We start from the raw sequence: 18,855 nt of genomic DNA, 5'->3' as shown, positions 1-18,855 counted from the left end.
CTTAAATACCTGCCTCGACAAACGGCACGGTCAGGGCCAGGGCCGCGTCCAGGGCGCCAGCGTCAACACCACCGCCTTGCGCCATGTCCGGACGACCACCGCCCTTCCCGCCCACTGCCGCGGCGGCTTGCTTCATCAAATCACCGGCCTTGAGTTGGCCAGTCAGGTCTTTGGTTACACCGGCAACCAGAACGACCTTCTCCTCATGGACACTGCCGAGCAGGATCACTGCGCGGCCGAGCTTGTTCTTCAACTGATCGACCAAGGCCAACAGCGCCTTGCCGTCCTGACCGTCCAGGCGCACGGCCAGCACTTTCACACCCTTGACGTCCAGGGCGGAAGCCGACAGATCGTCGCCCGCCGCGCTGGCCGCCTTGGCCTGCAACTGCTCCAGCTGTTTCTCCAGCTGACGGTTGCGCTCCAGTACGCCGGAGAGCTTGTCGATCAGGTTGTCGCGGCTGCCCTTGACCAGGCCGGCCGCTTCCTTGAGTTGTTCTTCTGCCGCATTGAGGTAGGCCAGGGCCGCAGCACCGGTGATCGCTTCAATACGACGCACGCCGGAAGCCACACCGCCTTCGCTGATGATTTTCAGCAGGCCGATGTCGCCGGTACGGCTGGCGTGGATACCGCCACACAGCTCCACCGAGAAGCTGCCGCCCATGCTCAGTACGCGCACTTCGTCGCCGTACTTCTCGCCAAACAGCGCCATTGCGCCTTTTTGCTTGGCGGTCTCGATGTCGGTTTCTTCGGTTTCCACCGGGGTGTTCTTGCGAATCTCGGCGTTGACGATGTCTTCCAGGGCCTTCAACTGCTCAGGCTTGATCGCCTCGAAATGACTGAAGTCAAAACGCAGGCGCTGGCTATCCACCAACGAACCCTTCTGCTGCACATGCTCACCCAGTACCTGACGCAACGCGGCGTGCAGCAAGTGAGTGGCCGAGTGGTTCAAAGCAGTTGCATGCCGTACGTCGGCATCTACCTGAGTGTCCACCGGCGCGCCGACGGTCAGGTTACCCAGCACCAGCACGCCGTGATGCAGGAACGCACCGCCGGTCTTGGTGGTGTCGCGCACTTCAAAGCGACCGGAGGTGGAGCTCAGGAAACCGCAGTCACCGACCTGGCCGCCGGATTCAGCGTAGAACGGGGTCTGATCCAGGACTACAACGCCCTCGTCACCTTCGTTCAGCACGTCGACCGACTTGCCGTCCTTATAGATAGCCACGATCTTGGCCGAGCCAACGGTGGCTTCATAACCAATGAACGAAGTCGCTACATCAACCTTTACCAGGGTGTTGTAGTCCAGGCCAAAGGAGCTGGCGGAACGGGCACGTACACGCTGGGCTTCCATCTCACGCTCAAACCCGGCTTCGTCGATAGTCAGCTCGCGTTCGCGGGCGATGTCGGCGGTCAGGTCCATCGGGAAACCGTAGGTGTCGTACAGCTTGAACACCACGTCGCCCGGCACCACGGTGCCTTTGAGTTCAGCCAGGTCCTGCTCGAGGATCTTCAGGCCGTGCTCCAGGGTCTTGGAGAACTGCTCTTCTTCAGCCTTGAGCACGCGCTCGATGTTGGCTTGCTGCTGCTTGAGTTCCGGGAAGGCATCGCCCATCTCGGCCACCAGCGCGGCAACGATCTTGTAGAAGAAGCTGCCGGTGGCGCCCAGCTTGTTACCGTGACGGCAGGCGCGACGGATGATGCGGCGCAGCACATAGCCACGGCCTTCGTTCGACGGCAGCACGCCGTCGGCGATCAGGAAACCACAGGAACGGATGTGGTCCGATACAACCTTGAGGGACGACTGGTTGTCGTTGGCACAGCCAATGGCCGCGGCCGAAGCGCTCAGCAGGTTGGTGAACAGGTCGATCTCGTAGTTGGAGTGAACGTGCTGCATCACCGCACTGATCCGCTCCAGGCCCATGCCGGTGTCCACCGACGGCGCTGGCAACGGATGCAACACGCCATCGGCGGTGCGGTTGAACTGCATGAACACGTTGTTCCAGATCTCGATGTAGCGGTCGCCGTCTTCTTCCGGCGAGCCCGGTGGGCCGCCCCAGATGTCGGCGCCGTGATCGTAGAAAATCTCGGTGCAAGGGCCGCACGGGCCGGTATCGCCCATGGTCCAGAAGTTGTCGGAGGCGTAAGGCGCGCCCTTGTTGTCGCCGATGCGAATCATGCGCTCGACCGGCACCCCGATTTGCTGGGTCCAGATGTCGTAGGCTTCGTCATCGGTGGCGTAGACGGTGACCCAGAGTTTTTCCTTCGGCAGCTTCAGCACGCCGGTCAGGAAGGTCCAGGCGAAGGTGATCGCATCTTTCTTGAAATAGTCGCCGAAGCTGAAGTTACCCAGCATCTCGAAGAATGTGTGGTGGCGGGCGGTGTAGCCCACGTTTTCCAGGTCGCTGTTCTTGCCGCCGGCGCGTACGCACTTCTGGCTGCTGGTGGCGCGGGTGTAGGCGCGCTTTTCCTGGCCCAGGAAGCAGTCCTTGAACTGGTTCATCCCCGCGTTAGTGAACAGCAGGGTTGGGTCATTGCCTGGGATCAAGGAGCTGGAGGCGACACGGGTGTGACCTTGCTCTTCGAAGAAGCGAAGGAAGGCTTCACGGATTTCTGCGCTTTTCATTAGGTTCTTCCACGGAGGCTGCGGCCAAAGGCCAGTGCTAAACGTCATCAGACGGAGCGACGGCAAAGGGCCGCATTATATCGGCCCTTTGCCCGTGGTACAGCGTGTTTATGTGATAGAAACAGTCAATTAGACGGTCTGCACTGTCATTTCCGGGAAAACTCGACAAATGTCGCGAGCACTTGCTCGATCTGTGCCCGGCTGACGTCCAGGTGAGTGACCATGCGCAGACGCGGCGCGGCGCTCAACTTGATCCCGCGCTCGGCAGCAAAGGCCTTCAAGGCCTGGGCCCGATCACCGATATCAACGTAGACCATATTGGTCTGCACCGGCTCCACCGTATAACCCGCCTTGCGCAGTTCATCCCCCAGCCATTGGGCGTTGGCGTGGTCGTCGGCCAGGCGCTGCACCTGGTGATCCAGGGCGTACAGCCCCGCCGCCGCCAGCGAACCGGCCTGACGCATGCCACCCCCGACCATTTTGCGCAACCGGCGAGCCTTGGCGATCAATGCCGTGGAGCCGCACAACACTGAGCCGATCGGCGCGCCCAGGCCTTTGGACAGGCACACCGACACCGAATCGAAGTGCTGGGCAATCTCCCGCGCCTCCACACCCAGCTTGACCGCCGCGTTATAGAGCCGCGCGCCGTCCAGGTGCAAGGCCAGGCCGTGCTCCCGGGTAAACGCCCGCGCAGCCGCGAGGTATTCAAGGGGCAGGACTTTGCCCTGCATGGTGTTTTCCAGCGCCAGCAGGCGGGTGCGGGCGAAGTGGAAGTCGTCCGGCTTGATCGCCGCCAGCACGTGCTCCAGGTTCAGGGAACCGTCGGCCTGAACTTCCAGGGGTTGTGGCTGGATCGAGCCGAGAACCGCCGCACCGCCGCCTTCGTATTTGTAGGTGTGAGCCTGCTGACCGACGATGTATTCCTCGCCACGCTCACAGTGCGCCATCAATGCCAGCAGGTTGCTCATGGTGCCGGTGGGCACGAACAAGGCGGCGGCAAAACCCAGGCGCTTGGCCAGTTCGGCTTCCAGGCGATTGACGCTCGGGTCCTCGCCGTAGACGTCGTCGCCGCTGGCGGCAGTGGCCATCGCCTCGAGCATGCCAGGGGTCGGTTGGGTCACTGTGTCGCTGCGCAGGTCAATCACGTTCATCAAACTAGCCTCTAGCGGATTGGAGCGTTTCTTGTGTTAACGATTACTGCGGGCAAACCCGCGGAATATCAAGCCCCGTGCTTGCACAATCGAATACCAACCAAACAAACCGATATAGGTTATCGATAAACCAACCGTGCAGTTTCTGAAAAACCATGATAAAAACTCTCCGCCGCCAGGGTTCTGGCGGCAACGTTCTCAGGGCGGGGTGTAATTCCCCACCGGCGGTAATTGCACGCAATGTGCATAGCCCGCGAGCGCTTGGCGCCTCGAACTGCCTCGGCAGGACGGCGACAAGGTCAGCAGACCCGGTGTGATCCCGGGGCCGACGGTCATAGTCCGGATGAAGAGAGAACGGGATTGGCACCTAAGGGCCGCGCTGACGTCATGTTCACATGAGCCAGCTGTGCGTACCCTTAAATCCCATTCGATTCATAACGCCCTGTTTTTTTCTTAAACAGGAGTCAGAACATGCAACCCACCGCAATCGACAGCAAAAGCAAAAACCATCACGGCGAGCGCGTCGCGTTTATCCAGGCCTGCTGGCACAAGGATATTGTCGATCAGAGCCGTAAAGGTTTCCTCGCCGAAATGATCGCCCAGGGCTACCAGCAATCGGACATCGATTTCTTCGAAGTCGGCGGCGCCTTTGAATTGCCCCTGCACGCCAAGCTGCTGGCCAAGTCCGGCCGTTATGCCGGTATCGTCGCGGCCGCCCTGGTGGTGGACGGCGGGATCTACCGTCACGAGTTCGTGGCCCAGTCCGTGGTCAGCGGCCTGATGCAGGTCCAGCTGGAAACCGAAGTGCCGGTGTTCTCGGTATCCCTCACCCCGCACCACTTCCACGCGGGCAGCGAGCACCATACGTTCTTTTATGAGCACTTCGTCCACAAAGGCCAGGAAGCGGCACGCACCTGCGCCGACACCCTGCACAAGGTTCGCGCACTGCGTCGCAATGAGCCACGGGCGGTAGCGGTTTAAGCAACACCACCAAGCCCAGCCTCAGAGCTGGGCTTGTGTGGGAGCTGGGTTGCCTGCGATAGGATTAACTCGGTCTGCCAAATACACCGAGGCGATCCTATCGCAGGCAAGCCAGCTCCCACATTTGACCGAGTCAGTCTCGGGAGTCAGGCCAGGCCAGCATCCGTGGTCGGCACAATCAATATCCCTGCGCGCAAGCCATTCTTGACCTTCGGGTTCGGGAAGATGATGCGTGCGCCCTCCTCCTCGATTACCCAGCGGGTCTTGGCAATGTCCTCGGCCAGCAGGTAACCCTTCTCCAACTCCGAAAAGTTTTCCACGTCCGCCGGCAAGTGCAGGACGAAGGTATCGCTGTGCTTGATCACTTCCCGGGAGACGCTGAACAGCTTCAAGCCGTCCAGGCTCTCGGTGGCCGGCTCGTTGCCTTCGATGATCTGCTTGAGGCGGGTTTCCAGGCGCGATACGTCCACGCCCTGATTCTGCCCGAACGGCCGGGCCTTGCCCAATTCCAGGGTGAAGGACTCAGCCTCAAGCTGCTCGTAGGTAAACGCGGTGAAAGTGATCGAGGTCTTGTTCTGCAGCAGCACCGCTTCCATGCCGGCGGCTCGCAAGCGCGCCAGCTCGGCACGCGAATGCTGACGGCCATCTTTCCACGGATACAGCGCGAACTGCTCGATCTTCGAGCCACGGATGGCGGTGTGCAGGTCGTAGTGCAAACGGCTACGCCCCGGCACGCTGAAGAAGGTGCGGGCCAACTGTTCGAGCTCGGCGGCGCGCATGGCTTCGGGGCCGATGCTTTGTTCATGACGGCCGTTGAACAGCCGGTTGACGTCCAGTTCAAGGTAACGCTCGCCGCGGCGCATGGCCTCGGGGTTACCGAACAGGAACAGAATACGGGTGCGGGGCTTGATCTCCCCACGGGCAATACCTTGCAGCAAGCGGTCGGCCAATTCGATTGGCGCGGTTTCGTTGCCATGGATGCCGGACGACAGCAGCACGTCGCTGCCGTTGTCCCGCGCCTCAGGAGGCCGCACTTCCAGCGCGCCCTCACTGAGCCAGCGCAGTTGCACGCCGTCGACAGTCAGTTGAATTTTTTGCGCCGGTTCGCGACCGGCGAGGGTCAGTTCAAGCAGTTTGCCGAGGGCGAGCATAAGCAGCTTCCTTAGTGGTTGCAGCCAGGACCGTGGACGTGATCGTCATCATCACCTTCAACGTCGGCCGGTTCCATTTCCAGTTGCAGGCTCATCAGGTTGGTGGCCAATGGGCGCATCAGCAGGTTGGCGTATTCCGCGTCGCCCTCTTCCACGTCAACGCCGATCAACAGTTGGCCACGGCCGTCGTGCTGGATCCAGATCTCCTTGCCCTGCCACACCACGGCGACGCGGGTGCAGGACGTTTCCAGCTGGGTGCCGTCGGTGTCTTCAAGGATCAGTTTCAGGGTGTCGGTGGTCATAAATAGTTCTCAGCCGTGCGGCGTTAATTGATCTGGAAAGGATAAACCGAGCCCAGTTTAAGGATTTGCGTCAGTTCATCCAGTGCCGTCCGGCACTCAAGCAGCAATTGCGGGTCAGCCAGGTCGGTTTCCCGCAGGCTGTCGCGGTAGTGCTTGTCGACCCATTGGGTCAGCGTGTCGTACAACGGCGCCGTCATGATAACCCCTGGGTTGACCGCCGCCAGTTCGGTTTCATTCAACGCGACGCGCAAGCGCAGGCACGCCGGGCCCCCGCCGTTCTGCATGCTTTGCTTGAGGTCGAAGACTTTGACTTCGCGGATCAGCCCGCCGGAAGACGTCAGGCCTTGCAGGTACTGCCAGACGCGTTCGTTGGCGCGGCATTCTTCCGGCACGATCAGCAGCATCGAACCGTCGGCGCGGCTCAGCAACTGGCTGTTGAACAGGTAGGAACGCACGGCATCTTCAACACCGACCTGGGCCCGTGGCACGCAGATCGACTGGAAATTGCCACCGAGCTTGCCGAGTTTGCCCTGCAATTCGCCGAGCATCTGATCGGTATTGAGGAACGCGTCCTCGTGATAGAACAGCACCTCGCCGTTGCCCACTGCGATCACGTCGTTGTGAAACACACCGGCATCGATCACCGCCGGGTTCTGCTGGGCGTAGACCACGCCGTCATCCCGCAGGCCGTGCAGGCGCGCGACCGCCTGGGAGGCCTCGAGGGTCTGGCGCGCCGGGTACTTTTGCGGCGCCGGGTAGCGGGTGTCGAACGCACTGCGGCCGAATACGAAAAACTCTACGCCCGCCTCGCCATAGTCACGGCAGAAACGCGTGTGGTTGGCCGCGCCTTCGTCGCCGAACTGCGCCACTGCCGGTAATGCGGCGTGGTGGGCGAAGTGCTTCTGATCAGCGAACATCGCCCCCAGCACGCGGCTGGTGGTCGGGTGCTCGATGCTGCGGTGGTATTTGCAGTTGAGGTTGGCGGCAGTGAAATGTACGCGGCCATCGGCGGTGTCGGCGCTCGGGCTAACGGTGGCGGCGTTGGCCACCCACATGCTCGACGCCGAGCAGCTGGCAACCAGCAGCGGCATGGCTTGCTTGGCGGCCTGCTGGATGACTTGTGCGTCGGTACCGGCAAAACCGAGACTGCGCAATGCGGCCACATCCGGACGTTCCTGAGGCGCCAGCACACCTTGCACAAAGCCCATTTCCATCAGCGCTTTCATCTTCGCCAGGCCTTGCAGCGCCGCTTCCTTCGGGTTGGAGGACTGCTGGCTGTTGCTCTGGGACGCGACGTTGCCGTAGGACAAACCGCCGTAGTTATGGGTCGGCCCCACGAGACCGTCAAAATTGACTTCACAGGATTTCATCGGCGAGGCTCCACGAACATCTGTATTTTTTATAGGCATCAAGTGCAGATCTGTATCTGTTAACCCGATCAAGTGTGGGAGCTGGCTTGCCTGCGATGCGGGCATCTCGGTCATTCAGATACACCGAGGTGATGCCATCGCAGGCAAGCCAGCTCCCACATTAGATCAGTGTCACTTTCACTTAAGCGTTACGCCCGGGGTCAGTGTTGCTGGCAACACCAGGCTCGGGGTCTCAAGGGAGGCCACCGGGTACGCACAATAATCCGCCGCGTAATAGGCGCTGGCGCGATGGTTGCCCGAAGCCCCTACCCCGCCAAATGGCGCGCTGCTCGCAGCCCCCGTCAGCTGTTTGTTCCAGTTGACGATCCCGGCACGGCTTTCCAGCCAGAACTGCTGGTAACGCGCCTCGGAATCCGACAGCAACCCGGCCGCCAAGCCGTATTGGGTGTTGTTGGCCTCGGCAATCGCCGCCTCGAAATCGGTGTAGCGGATCACTTGCAGCAGCGGGCCGAACAGCTCTTCGTCAGCGCGATCCGTGACCTCGGTCACATCGATAATCCCAGGCGTCAGCAACGCAGCCTGGGCCTGGGGTTGGGTCATTTCCAACAGCGCCACGGCGCCATTGGCCAGCAGCAATTCCTGGGCATCCATCAATGCCTTGGCGGCACCGAGGGAAATCACCGAGCCCATGAACGGCGCCGGTTGTTGGTCAAACGCGCCGACTTCAATGGTCGAACTCACCGCCACCAGGCGTGCGAGCAACGCATCGCCCCAGGCGCCTTGCGGCACCAGCAGGCGACGGGCACAGGTGCAGCGCTGGCCGGCCGAGATAAATGCCGACTGGATAATGGTGTACACCGCCGCGTCAACGTCGGCCACTTCGTCCACCACCAGCGGGTTGTTGCCGCCCATTTCCAGCGCAAGGATCTTGTCCGGGCGCCCGGCGAATTGCTGGTGCAGATGGTTGCCGGTGCGGCTGGAGCCGGTGAAGAACAAACCGTCGATACCCGGATTGGCCGCCAGGGCGATCCCGGTTTCCCGCGCGCCTTGCAGCAGGTTCAACACGCCCGCCGGCAGGCCGGCGTCGATCCAGCATTGCACGGTCAGCTCGGCGACTTTCGGGGTCAGTTCGCTCGGTTTGAACAGTACGGTATTACCCGCCAGCAAGGCCGGCACGATGTGGCCGTTAGGCAGGTGACCCGGAAAGTTGTAAGGGCCAAATACCGCCACCACACCGTGGGGCTTGTGACGCAATACGGCGGTGGCGTCGCCCAGTGGGCCGCTCTTCTCGCCGGTACGTTCGCGGTAGCTTTGCACCGAGATCGCCACCTTGTTGACCATGCTCGTGACTTCGGTCGCCGATTCCCACAATGGCTTGCCGGTTTCCTCACCGATGCAGCGGGCGAGTTCGTCGGCACGGCTTTTCAGGTTGGCGGCGAAGGCTTCCAGCACGCTCAGGCGTTCTTCCAGGGAGCGCTTGGCCCAGGCCGGAAACGCCTGGCGTGCAGCCTGAACGGCGGATTCGACCTGCTCGGTGGTAGCGCCATTACCCGACCACACGACCTGCTGGGTCACCGGGTTCAGCGACTCAAACACTTCACCCTGGCCAGCCAGCCACTCACCTGCGATGTATAGCGAATTCATTTATTTCGACTCCCGGGCAGCGGACAACGGTACGGCACGCACTTGATCACCAGCGATCAGTTGCAGGCGCTTGGCGGTCTGTTGATCGACCACCAGGGTGCCCGCAGCCAACCGCGCCGGTGCGGCGGTAATGCGGCAATCTTCGCGTTTACGGTTATGGATCAGGAACGGCGTGGCGTCGTCGCCCGGCGTACCAATCGCCAGCACCAGCGCCTCGCTGTCGCGCACGGCGCGGATCTTGGTGGTTTCACATTCCACCGCCGGGCCGGCGTCGAAGATGTCGACGTAGCCCTGATAACTGAAGCCTTCGCTCTTGAGCATGCTCAGGGCCGGCTCGGTGTCGGTGTGGACCTTGCCGATCACGTTGCGTGCGTCTTCAGACAGGAAGCAGGTGTACAGCGGAAACTTCGGCATCAGCTCGGCGATAAACGCCTTGTTGCCCACGCCGGTGAGGTAGTCGGCCTGGCTGAATTCCATCTTGAAGAAGTGTCGGCCCAGGCTTTCCCAGAACGGCGAGCGCCCGGCTTCGTCGGACATGCCGCGCATCTCGGCGATGATCTTGTTGCCGAACAGCTGCGGGAATTCTGCGATAAACAGCATGCGCGCCTTGGCCAGCATGCGACCGTTAAGGCCGTTGCGGTAATCGGCGTGCAGGAACAACGAGCACAACTCGGAGTTGCCGGTCAGGTCGTTGGCCAGAAACAGCGTCGGGATTTCACGGTAGATGTTCAGCTCCTGAGAGGCGCTGACCGTCAGGCCGACCCGGAAGTTGTACCAAGGCTCACGCAGGCCGACGGCACCGGCGATGGCGGAAATCCCCACCACGCGGCCTTCATCGTTTTCCAGCACGAACAGGTAGTCCGCATCACCGCGCCCGGCTTCGCCGCGAAAGGTCTTTTCAGCCCAGCCGACCCGGTGGGTCAGGCGCTCTTCGTTGGCCGGCAAGGTGGTGAGGCCGGTGCCGGTGCTGCGCGCCAGATCAATCAGGGCCGGTAAATCGCTGCTGCGTACGGGACGAACGATCATGCTATCTCCTCAAACGGGCCGCCTTGCAAGCCACCCGCGAAACTCATTCTTAAACCGCTACCAGTCGAACGCTGGCACCTTCGCCGACGCCCAGGGCTTCGGCGGTTTCCAGGTCCAGAGTCACTGGCTTGCCCGGTGCGTAGTCCAGTTCCAGCATCACCGCGCGGTAATCCTGCAACTGGCCGTTGCTGACCAGGTACTGGCGGCCGACACCCTTGGCCATCTCACCGATCTTCACCGGCACCACACGGCTCTGGGCGATCGAGCGAATGCCCGAGACCCGCGCATGCAGGGTTGGGCCGCCGTCGAAGATGTCGATGTAATGGTCAGTCTCGAAGCCTTCACGCATCAGGATGTCGAAGGTGATCTGCGCCCGTGGGTGCACCTGGCCCATGGCTTCCTGGGCGGCGTCCGGCAACAGCGGCACGTAGATCGGGTAATGCGGCATCAGTTCGGCCAGGAAGGTCCGGCTCTTCAACCCGCACAGGCGCTCGGCAGCGGCGTAATTGAGGTCGAAGAAGTTGCGGCCGATGGCGTCCCAGAACGGCGAATCACCGTTCTCGTCGCTGTAGCCGACAATCTCGGTGACCACCGAATCCGCGAAACGCTCCGGGTGGCCGGCCACGAACAGCAGACGGCCACGGGAGTTGAGTTCCGACCACGGCGAACCCACCAGCTCCGGCACCACGTAGAAGCTGGTCAGCAGGCTATTGCCGGTGAGGTCATGGCACTGCGAGAGCACGTGGATCTTGTTGTGGATCTTCAGCTCGCGGGAAGCATGCACGAAGGTTTCGTTGCGAAAGCTGTAGAACGGTTCCGAGTAGCCCGCCGAAGCGACGATGGCCGAGCAGCCCACCAGCTTGCCGGCGTCGGTGTCTTCAAGCACGAAGAAATAGCTTTCTTCGCCGTTGAAGCTGACCTCGGCGGCGAAGGACGCTTCGCTCGCGGCGATCTTGTCGCTCAGGCGTTCGACATCATCCGGCAAGGAGGTGACACCAATCGGGCTGTCCGCAGCCAGACGCTGTACCTCGCCCAGATCAGCCATTTGCGCGGGGCGCATCACCAGCATGGTGTCACTCCTTAACTCGAAAAACTCACAGAGGGAAAAATGCCGGACAGGGGAACTGCCTACACAGGACTTATTGTGTAAGCAGATCCATGTGGGAGCCGGGCTTGCCCGCGATGACGGTGTGTCAGTCAGCACAGAGGTTGCCTGTGGCACCGCCATCGCAGGCAAGCCAGCTCCCACACTTGATCCGGTCCGGCCTTAAAATTTTTGTTCGACGCCAGGATCGCCAGGCGCCAAACGGTCTATCAGGCTTGCGTCAGCTTTTTAACAGCACGCTCGAAGCGGTCCAGGCCTTCCTGGATATCGGCATCTTCCACCACCAGGCTCGGGGCGAAACGCACCACATCCGGGCCGGCTTGCAGGATCATCAGGCCTTCGCGCTCAGCGGCGTTGAAGATGTCCTTGGCCTTGCCTTTCCAGGCATCGCTCAGCACGCAACCGAGCAGCAGGCCCAGGCCACGCACCTCGGTGAAGATGCCGTATTGCTGGCCAATCTTCTCCAGACGGGAAACCAACAAGTCGTGCTTGGCATTAACGCCCGCCAGCACTTCCGGCGTATTGATCACGTCGATCACCGCTTCCGCCACCGCGCACGCCAGCGGGTTGCCGCCGTAGGTGGTGCCGTGAGTGCCGACCACCAAATGCTTGGCCAGGTTTTCGCGGGTCAGCATGGCAGCAATCGGGAAACCGCCGCCCAGGCTCTTGGCGCTGGTGAGAATGTCCGGTACGACGCCGTAATGCTGATAGGCGAACAGCTCGCCGCTGCGGCCCATGCCGGTTTGCACTTCGTCGAACACCAGCAGCGCGTTGTTCGCGTCGCACAGGTCGCGGGCACCTTGCAGGTACGACAGTTCTGCCGGCAGCACGCCGCCTTCGCCCTGGATCGGCTCCAGCACCACGGCGCAGGTCTTGTCCGAAACGGCGGCTTTCAGCGCCTCCAGATCGTTATAAGGCACGTGGGTGATGCCGACGATTTTCGGACCGAAGCCGTCGGAATACTTCGACTGGCCACCCACGTTCACGGTGAACAGGGTGCGGCCGTGGAAGCTGTTCAGGGCGGCGATGATTTCGTATTTCTCGGTGCCGAAGCGGTCGAACGCGACGCGACGGGCCAGCTTGAAGGCAGCCTCGTTGGCTTCGGCGCCGGAGTTGCAGAAGAACACACGCTCGGCAAACGTGGCGTCGATCAGCTTATGGGCCAGGCGCAGGGCCGGCTCATTGGTGAAGACGTTGGACACGTGCCACAGCTTGTTGGCCTGTTCGGTCAGTGCACCGACCAGCGCCGGGTGGGCGTGGCCCAATACGTTGACCGCGATGCCGCCGGCAAAGTCGATCAGCTCTCGGCCCGCCTGGTCCCATACGCGGGAACCTGCGCCACGCACGGGGATGAAAGCGGCAGGTGCGTAGTTGGGAACCATGACCTGGTCGAAATCGGCACGTTGCACCGGGGCTTGCTCAACGGACATCGGAGTCTCCTGAAGAGGAACGCCTGCCTGAAACTGGCGGGCGATGCAGGGATTGTAAGGACAGTTTTCAGCGCGGCCTTGCCGCCAAGCGACAACTTCTTATAGCGCCAACCCGCGATTTTCGCGGGTTTACGCCAATGCGACAAATAGCATCGCAATGGCGCAGTTTAAACCGCCCGGGCCGGTTTTGGGCGGTCGTTGAGGCACAACTATCTAATGCCGTCGCCGATGGCCGTTTTGGTCTGCTGTTGATCTCATCCGCGCACAGGAACAGCGCCATCGCCTGGAGATGCCGGCCGAGCACTGATGCCTAGCCGCGCTCGGACGGCACCGACGACAATTCGAACGGGCTGCTGCTGCGGCGCTGGTTGCGGTCTTCACGAGGGGTGGCGCCGAAGAAGTTGCGGTAGGCGCTGGAGAAGTGCGGCCCCGAGGAGAAGCCGCAGGACAGGCCGATCTGGATGATCGACTTGCTGGTTTGCATGAGCATCTGGCGGGCCTTGTTCAGGCGCAGTTCCAGGTAGTACTGGCTGGGGACGCGATTGAGGTATTGCTTGAAGATCCGCTCGAGCTGTCGTCGGGATACGCACACGTGCTGGGCGATTTCGTCGGTGGTCAGCGGTTCTTCAATGTTGGCTTCCATCAGCAACACGGCCTGGGTCAGCTTTGGATGGCTGGAACCCAGGCGGTTTTGCAGCGGGATGCGCTGGCGCTCGCCGCCTTCGCGGATGCGCTCTACCACCAGTTCTTCCGAGACGGCACCGGCCAGTTCGGCGCCGTGGTCACGGGCCAGCACCGCCAGCAGCAGGTCGAGTACCGACATGCCACCGCAGGCGGTCAGGCGGTCACGGTCCCAGTCGAACAGATGGCTGGTGGCGATGACCTTGGGGAAACGCTCGGCGAAATCGTCCTGCCAGCGCCAGTGCACGGCGGCGCGATAGCCGTCGAGCAAACCGAGTTGGGCCAGCGGGTAAACACCGGCCGACAGACCGCCAATCACGCAGCCGGCGCGCACCAGTTGCTTGAGGGCGGTGCTGAGCTGGGAAGCAATGACGGTCGGTGGTTCATCCGCCAGCAGGAACAGCTTTTGAAAGCCTTCCAGCTTGCCGGCCCAAGGTTCACCCGGCAGTTGCCAGGCACCTTCGATTGGCGGTTCGGCCTGCAAAAACGAAAGTTCGTACACCACGTCCGGATGCACCCGCTGAGCAACGCGCAAGGCCTCCTCAGCCAGCGCAAGCGTCAGTGCTTTAGTGCTGGGCCAAATCAGGAAACCAATTCGATGGGCAGTCATGGAGTGCTATCCGAAGCGAGTAACAGTAATGAAGACAAAGGCCAATGCTAGCCCGTAAACCGACACAAATCTCAAACCATATGGAGATCTAATGTGGGAGCTGGCTTGCCTGCGATGGCGGCGTGTCTGTGCCAGAGAGGCAAACTGACCCACCGCTATCGCAGGCAAGCCAGCTCCCACAGGGGATCGGGGTCAGCCTTAAAGCTGTGAAGCTTGCACTAATTCAGTGCATAAAAGCAGTCCTGTTTACTTCAAGCTGCCGGAAAGAAACTGCTGCAAACGCTCGGACTGCGGATTTACCAGCACTTCGCGCGGGTTGCCACGTTCTTCAACGATGCCTTTGTGCAGGAACACCAGTTGGTTGGAGACTTCACGGGCAAAGCCCATTTCGTGGGTCACCACCACCATGGTCCGGCCTTCCTGGGCCAGGTCCTGCATCACCTTGAGCACTTCGCCCACCAGCTCCGGGTCGAGGGCCGATGTGGGTTCGTCGAACAACATCACCTCAGGCTCCATCGCCAGGGCACGGGCAATCGCCACGCGTTGCTGTTCACCGCCGGACATGTGACCAGGGAACGCATCCTTACGATGGCCCACACCCACTTTAGCCAAGTAGTGCTCGGCCTTTTCCCTGGCGTCTTTTTTCGACATGCCGAGGACGTGCACCGGTGCTTCCATGACGTTTTCCAGCGCAGTCATGTGGGACCACAGGTTGAAGTGCTGGAACACCATCGACAGTCGCGAACGCATGCGTTGCAGCTGTTTCGGGTCTGCAGCCTTCATGGCGCCGTCTTTGTTGGCCACCAGTTTCAGCTCTTCGTTATTGAGCAGAATCTTGCCGGCATGGGGTTGCTCCAGCAGGTTGATGCAGCGCAAAAAGGTACTTTTGCCCGAGCCACTGGACCCGATGATGCTGATCACATCACCGGCCGCGGCGGCCAGGGACACACCTTTGAGCACTTCATGACTGCCATAGCGTTTATGCAGGTCTTGGACTTCAAGTTTGTACATGCGGTCGGTTCTCACAAAAACAGTTGGTCAGTCGTTGAGCAAGCGCCCGTGCCGCAGCGCTTCGCGCCCCGCCACCTTGGCCAGCCAGAAACCCGCTTGGGCATAACGTAGCCGTTCAACGGCAAACAACACCCCAGGCGTGCCCGCGCAAACAATGCTCACGCGGTCGGACAAGGGATCGATCACTTCAAATATCGGGTCGCCGGCTTCCACCACATCCCCGGCTTTACGCAGGTAGCTGATCACGCCGGCGTGGGGCGCGAACAACAACTCGGTGCCTTCAAAGGGCAGGCCTTCGCAGGGTTCGTGCTGCGGCGCGGGCCATTCACCACGGATCAGGCCTTGCTCGGCGAGGAACGCCAGGATGCCTTCGGCGTGGAAAATCGCGTCGTCACGGCCGGTATCGGCCTGGCCGCCCAACTCCAAGGTCGTCGCCAGGCACGCCAATGGAATCTGCGCCTCGGGAAATGCCCGGGACAGACGCAGCCACGGCAGCGAACAGGCTTCGTCAAACGAACTGCCGCCGGAATCTTCCGCCAGCAGGCCGACCTTCACATTCAGGTGCGCCGACAGTGAACGCCACTGCGGCCAGTGTTGCGGCAGCGCGTACATGTGCAACGCGGCTTCGGCGTCGCAATGCAGGTCGAGGACCACGTCGGCGGTGCAGGCATGGCTCAGCAACACCCGCTGCATGCCTTGCAGTTGGCTGCTCGGCTCCGGCAAGGCGTTCAGCGCGTCGCTCATGGCCTGGCGGATCAAGCGCACATTGGCGTGAGGATCATCCCCCAGCTTACCGTTGAGCAACTCTGTAACCGGCTCGCTCAACTCAACGAAATCGCGGTTGAAATTCTTGCCGCTGCCGATCTCGAAACGGCCCTGGTGGCTGCCTTGCAGCAACTGCCCCAGGCCCATCGGATTGGCGACGGGGACCAGCTCGATCACGCCGTTGAGGGCGCCTTGCTGTTCCAGTTCCGTCAGGCGCTTTTTCAGCTCCCAGGCGGCGCGCATGCCGGGCAATTCATCGGCGTGGAGGCTGGCCTGGATATAAGCCTTGCGCTCGCCGCTGCCGAAACGGAACACCGTCAGTTGGCGTTCGCAGCCCAAATGCCCCCAGGGCAACAGGTGATCGACACGTTCCATATCAATGCTTCCGTGGAGCCAGGTAGCTCAGCCAGCGGCCTTCGGCCAACTTGAACAGGCGCACCAGGATGAAGGTCAGGCACAGGTAGAACGCACCCGCAGTGATATAGGCTTCGAACGGCAAATAGTACTGGGCGTTCACCGTGCGCGCGGCACCGGTGATGTCGATCAGGGTGACGATGGAGGCCAGGCTCGTGGTCTGGAGCATCATGATCACTTCGTTGCTGTACTGCGGCAGCGCCCGACGCAGGGCCGATGGCAGCAGGATCCGGCGATACAGCTTGTAGCGCGACATGCCCATGGCCTTGGCCGCTTCGATCTCACCATGGGGCGTAGCCTTGAGGCTGCCGGCAATGATTTCGGCGGTGTAGGCGCTGGTGTTCACGGCAAACGCCAGGCAAGCGCAGAAGGTCGCGCTGGACAGCAGCGGCCACAGGAAGCTTTCACGCACCGCTTCGAACTGGGCCAGGCCGTAGTAGATCAAGAACAACTGCACCAGCATCGGCGTGCCGCGAATCACGTAGGTGTACAGCCAGGCAACGCCGTTGACAATCGGCTGCTTGGACACGCGCATCAGGCCCAGGGGCAAGGCCGCGAGCAAGCCGAAGAACAGCGAAATGGCCAGCAGTTTCAAGGTGGTCAGCAAGCCGCCGAGGTACAGCGGCATGGCCTCCCAGATGACGTTGTAGTCGAAGATCATAGATCAGCCGCCTTTACGCCTACCGAGTAGCGCTTCTCAAGATGACGCAGGGCCAGCAACGACACGCTGGTGATCACCAGGTACATCGCCGCCACTGCGAGGAAGAAGGTAAAAGGTTCGCGGGTGGCGTCTGCCGCCTGCTTGGCCTTGAACATCATGTCTTGCAGGCCCACCACCGAAATCAGCGCAGTAGCCTTGGTCAGTACCAGCCAGTTGTTGGTAAACCCGGGGATCGCCAGCCGAATCATCTGCGGCACCATCACCCGGAAAAACACCTGGAACGGGCTCATGCCATACGCCAGGCCGGCTTCGGCCTGGCCCTTGGGAATGGCCATGAAGGCGCCACGGAAGGTTTCCGAAAGGTAGGCGCCAAAGATGAAACCCAGGGTGCCGATACCGGCGGCCAAGGGGTTCAAGTCAATGTAGTCGTTGTAGCCGAGCAACGGCGCAACGCGGTTAAGCAGGTCCTGACCGCCGTAGAAAATCAGCAGGATCAGCACCAGGTCGGGGATCCCGCGGATCACCGTGGAGTACAGGTCGCCCAGCCAGGCCAACCAGCGCACCGGCGAGAGGCGCAACGCGACCCCGATCAGACCCAGAACAATGGCCAAGGCCATGGACGACAAGGCGAGCTGAAGCGTCAACCATGCGCCATCGAGGATGACAGCCCCGTAGCCTTTCAACATGATTCAGGTCCTCGAAAAGGGGGATGAAAAAATGGCGCAAACTTCAGAGATCCTGGTGCTTGCGCCATTCTGGACAGACAGCTGCGACGAGTTACTTAGGGTCAGCGCCGTAAATATCGAAGTCGAAGTACTTGTCCTGGATCTTCTTGTATTCGCCGTTGGCACGGATCGCTGCGATGGCCGCGTTGATCTTGTCCAGCTCGGCCTTGTCGCCTTTACGTACTGCGATGCCTACACCGTCGCCGAAGTATTTGACGTCGGTGAACTGTGGGCCCACGAACGCGTAGCCTTTACCGGCTGGAGTCTTCAGGAAACCGTCTTGCAGCAGGGTGGCGTCAGCCACGGTGCCATCGAGGCGACCGGCTTCCACGTCCAGGTAGATTTCGTTCTGCGAGCTGTAAGGAACAACCGTGGCGCCTTTAGGGGCCAGGACTTCCTTGGCGAAACGATCGTGGATCGAACCGCGCTGCACACCGATCTTCTTGCCTTTGAGTTCGTCCAGGCTTTCGCTGACGGTGGTGCCTTCCTTCATCACCAGGCGCGCTGGGGTCAGGTAGTAGCGGGTGGTGAAGTCCACGGACTTCTTGCGATCTTCAGTGATGGACATGGACGACAGGATCGCGTCGATCTTGCGCACTTTCAGCGCCGGGATCAGGCCGTCGAACTCTTGCTCGACCCATACACACTTGACCTTCATCTCTGCACACAGGGCGTTGCCGATGTCGTAGTCAAAACCCACGATGCTGCCATCCGGCGCCTTCGAGGCAAACGGAGGGTAAGCCGCTTCGATACCAATCTTCAGGGGCTTTTCATCAGCGAAAGCCTGCATGGACAGCACGGACAGCGCCAGGGCGCCCAACAGCACGAGTTTCTTCATCTTGGGACTCCATCGGTATAGGGCAAAACAGCAGTATGAGCCAGGGCCCACGATGCGAATGAGTGAAACCGAATAGCGGTGCTGCGTCCTGCGCCAGTTCAGCATCGGCGACGACGAGCGAGTGATCGGCATTCTAACGACAGGCCGGAAGCCGATATTTCCTCAATGCGACAACAATTTACAGAAGCACCGAGAAAGCGGTTCCAGCACATTGACAGCCTCTGGATTTTATGCATAGGCAAAAGATATTAAACCTGTTAACGCTGCAAGTTGCGGGCCTATTATTCGCAAACCCTTCTAGCACGGCAAGTGTAGCGTTGGATCTAATTTTTCGGGGCGTCTAAAACGCGGGTTTTCGGGGCAACGGCGT

General features: G+C 61.1%; 16 protein-coding genes and 1 riboswitch. Of the genes, 1 reads left to right on the top strand and 15 read right to left on the bottom strand.

Going from position 1 to position 18,855, the window contains the following annotated elements; all coding sequences use genetic code 11:
• Position 1: 1 nt before the first annotated feature.
• Together alaS and ltaE are read right to left on the bottom strand one after the other, a co-directional pair.
• Positions 2-2,620, bottom strand: coding sequence for an alanine--tRNA ligase (gene alaS / locus BLU46_RS24180; RefSeq protein WP_063027864.1), 2,619 nt, complete (start codon positions 2,618-2,620; stop codon positions 2-4).
• 146 nt (positions 2,621-2,766) lie between these two features.
• A complete protein-coding gene (gene ltaE, locus BLU46_RS24175; protein WP_093207129.1) occupies positions 2,767-3,771 on the bottom strand; it encodes a low-specificity L-threonine aldolase in 1,005 nt (334 codons plus the stop codon).
• Between the two features lie 190 nt (positions 3,772-3,961).
• A riboswitch (FMN riboswitch) is annotated at positions 3,962-4,131 on the top strand.
• A 111-nt stretch (positions 4,132-4,242) separates the two neighbouring features.
• On the opposite strand from ltaE, the gene BLU46_RS24170 reads away from it, so the two are divergent.
• On the top strand, positions 4,243-4,752 hold the full coding sequence (locus BLU46_RS24170; RefSeq protein ID WP_093207124.1) for a 6,7-dimethyl-8-ribityllumazine synthase: 510 nt from the start codon (positions 4,243-4,245) through the stop codon (positions 4,750-4,752).
• A 146-nt stretch (positions 4,753-4,898) separates the two neighbouring features.
• Here the strand turns inward: BLU46_RS24170 and astE are convergent, their stop codons facing one another.
• The 13 genes from astE to BLU46_RS24105 form a co-directional block, all read right to left on the bottom strand.
• A complete protein-coding gene (gene astE, locus BLU46_RS24165) occupies positions 4,899-5,903 on the bottom strand; it encodes a succinylglutamate desuccinylase (protein WP_063027860.1) in 1,005 nt (334 codons plus the stop codon).
• Positions 5,904-5,914: 11 nt separating this feature from the next.
• Entirely contained in the window at positions 5,915-6,205 is a 291-nt protein-coding gene (locus BLU46_RS24160) for a hypothetical protein (protein ID WP_003214319.1), read from the bottom strand.
• A 23-nt stretch (positions 6,206-6,228) separates the two neighbouring features.
• The gene (gene astB, locus BLU46_RS24155) at positions 6,229-7,575 is read right to left on the bottom strand and encodes an N-succinylarginine dihydrolase (RefSeq protein ID WP_063027858.1); all 1,347 of its coding nucleotides are present in this window, start codon (positions 7,573-7,575) and stop codon (positions 6,229-6,231) included.
• 177 nt (positions 7,576-7,752) lie between these two features.
• Complete coding sequence (gene astD, locus BLU46_RS24150; RefSeq protein ID WP_093207120.1) at positions 7,753-9,219, bottom strand: succinylglutamate-semialdehyde dehydrogenase; 1,467 nt, start codon at positions 9,217-9,219, stop codon at positions 7,753-7,755.
• Positions 9,220-10,245, bottom strand: coding sequence for an arginine N-succinyltransferase (gene astA / locus BLU46_RS24145; protein ID WP_003214325.1), 1,026 nt, complete (start codon positions 10,243-10,245; stop codon positions 9,220-9,222).
• Positions 10,246-10,294: 49 nt separating this feature from the next.
• Positions 10,295-11,314, bottom strand: a complete 1,020-nt coding sequence (gene aruF / locus BLU46_RS24140; RefSeq protein ID WP_093207115.1) for an arginine/ornithine succinyltransferase subunit alpha — start codon at positions 11,312-11,314, stop codon at positions 10,295-10,297.
• Positions 11,315-11,559: 245 nt separating this feature from the next.
• On the bottom strand, positions 11,560-12,780 hold the full coding sequence (locus BLU46_RS24135) for an aspartate aminotransferase family protein (RefSeq protein WP_093207110.1): 1,221 nt from the start codon (positions 12,778-12,780) through the stop codon (positions 11,560-11,562).
• A gap of 310 nt (positions 12,781-13,090) precedes the next feature.
• On the bottom strand, positions 13,091-14,071 hold the full coding sequence (locus BLU46_RS24130; protein ID WP_093207106.1) for a GlxA family transcriptional regulator: 981 nt from the start codon (positions 14,069-14,071) through the stop codon (positions 13,091-13,093).
• 246 nt (positions 14,072-14,317) lie between these two features.
• The gene (locus BLU46_RS24125) at positions 14,318-15,082 is read right to left on the bottom strand and encodes an ABC transporter ATP-binding protein (protein ID WP_003214336.1); all 765 of its coding nucleotides are present in this window, start codon (positions 15,080-15,082) and stop codon (positions 14,318-14,320) included.
• Between the two features lie 27 nt (positions 15,083-15,109).
• A complete protein-coding gene (locus tag BLU46_RS24120) occupies positions 15,110-16,222 on the bottom strand; it encodes a succinylglutamate desuccinylase/aspartoacylase family protein (RefSeq protein ID WP_093207102.1) in 1,113 nt (370 codons plus the stop codon).
• 1 nt (position 16,223) lies between these two features.
• Positions 16,224-16,922, bottom strand: coding sequence for an ABC transporter permease (locus BLU46_RS24115; protein WP_010165618.1), 699 nt, complete (start codon positions 16,920-16,922; stop codon positions 16,224-16,226).
• The gene (locus BLU46_RS24110; protein ID WP_003214341.1) at positions 16,919-17,608 is read right to left on the bottom strand and encodes an ABC transporter permease; all 690 of its coding nucleotides are present in this window, start codon (positions 17,606-17,608) and stop codon (positions 16,919-16,921) included. The genes BLU46_RS24115 and BLU46_RS24110 overlap by 4 nt, the downstream gene beginning before the upstream one ends.
• 91 nt (positions 17,609-17,699) lie before the next feature.
• Positions 17,700-18,485 (bottom strand): ABC transporter substrate-binding protein, encoded by a 786-nt coding sequence (locus BLU46_RS24105; protein WP_063027848.1) that lies wholly within the window; start codon positions 18,483-18,485, stop codon positions 17,700-17,702.
• Positions 18,486-18,855: the final 370 nt, after the last annotated feature.

It is taken from the genome of Pseudomonas yamanorum, from assembly GCF_900105735.1.
In the GTDB taxonomy this organism is placed as follows: domain Bacteria; phylum Pseudomonadota; class Gammaproteobacteria; order Pseudomonadales; family Pseudomonadaceae; genus Aquipseudomonas; species Aquipseudomonas yamanorum.
This window is presented reverse-complemented; position numbering and strand designations above follow the sequence as displayed.

Bases quoted from the DNA above. Each gene is read 5' to 3' on its own strand.
- aruF (WP_093207115.1), bottom strand. From the start codon at position 11,314: ATGCTGGTGATGCGCCCCGCGCAAATGGCTGATCTGGGCGAGGTACAG.
- alaS (WP_063027864.1), bottom strand. From the start codon at position 2,620: ATGAAAAGCGCAGAAATCCGTGAAGCCTTCCTTCGCTTCTTCGAAGAG.
- BLU46_RS24160 (WP_003214319.1), bottom strand. From the start codon at position 6,205: ATGACCACCGACACCCTGAAACTGATCCTTGAAGACACCGACGGCACC.
- BLU46_RS24105 (WP_063027848.1), bottom strand. From the start codon at position 18,485: ATGAAGAAACTCGTGCTGTTGGGCGCCCTGGCGCTGTCCGTGCTGTCC.
- BLU46_RS24130 (WP_093207106.1), bottom strand. From the start codon at position 14,071: ATGACTGCCCATCGAATTGGTTTCCTGATTTGGCCCAGCACTAAAGCA.
- astE (WP_063027860.1), bottom strand. From the start codon at position 5,903: ATGCTCGCCCTCGGCAAACTGCTTGAACTGACCCTCGCCGGTCGCGAA.
- BLU46_RS24135 (WP_093207110.1), bottom strand. From the start codon at position 12,780: ATGTCCGTTGAGCAAGCCCCGGTGCAACGTGCCGATTTCGACCAGGTC.
- astA (WP_003214325.1), bottom strand. From the start codon at position 10,245: ATGATCGTTCGTCCCGTACGCAGCAGCGATTTACCGGCCCTGATTGAT.
- BLU46_RS24115 (WP_010165618.1), bottom strand. From the start codon at position 16,922: ATGATCTTCGACTACAACGTCATCTGGGAGGCCATGCCGCTGTACCTC.
- BLU46_RS24110 (WP_003214341.1), bottom strand. From the start codon at position 17,608: ATGTTGAAAGGCTACGGGGCTGTCATCCTCGATGGCGCATGGTTGACG.
- BLU46_RS24170 (WP_093207124.1), top strand. From the start codon at position 4,243: ATGCAACCCACCGCAATCGACAGCAAAAGCAAAAACCATCACGGCGAG.
- astD (WP_093207120.1), bottom strand. From the start codon at position 9,219: ATGAATTCGCTATACATCGCAGGTGAGTGGCTGGCTGGCCAGGGTGAA.
- ltaE (WP_093207129.1), bottom strand. From the start codon at position 3,771: ATGAACGTGATTGACCTGCGCAGCGACACAGTGACCCAACCGACCCCT.
- BLU46_RS24120 (WP_093207102.1), bottom strand. From the start codon at position 16,222: ATGGAACGTGTCGATCACCTGTTGCCCTGGGGGCATTTGGGCTGCGAA.
- BLU46_RS24125 (WP_003214336.1), bottom strand. From the start codon at position 15,082: ATGTACAAACTTGAAGTCCAAGACCTGCATAAACGCTATGGCAGTCAT.
- astB (WP_063027858.1), bottom strand. From the start codon at position 7,575: ATGAAATCCTGTGAAGTCAATTTTGACGGTCTCGTGGGGCCGACCCAT.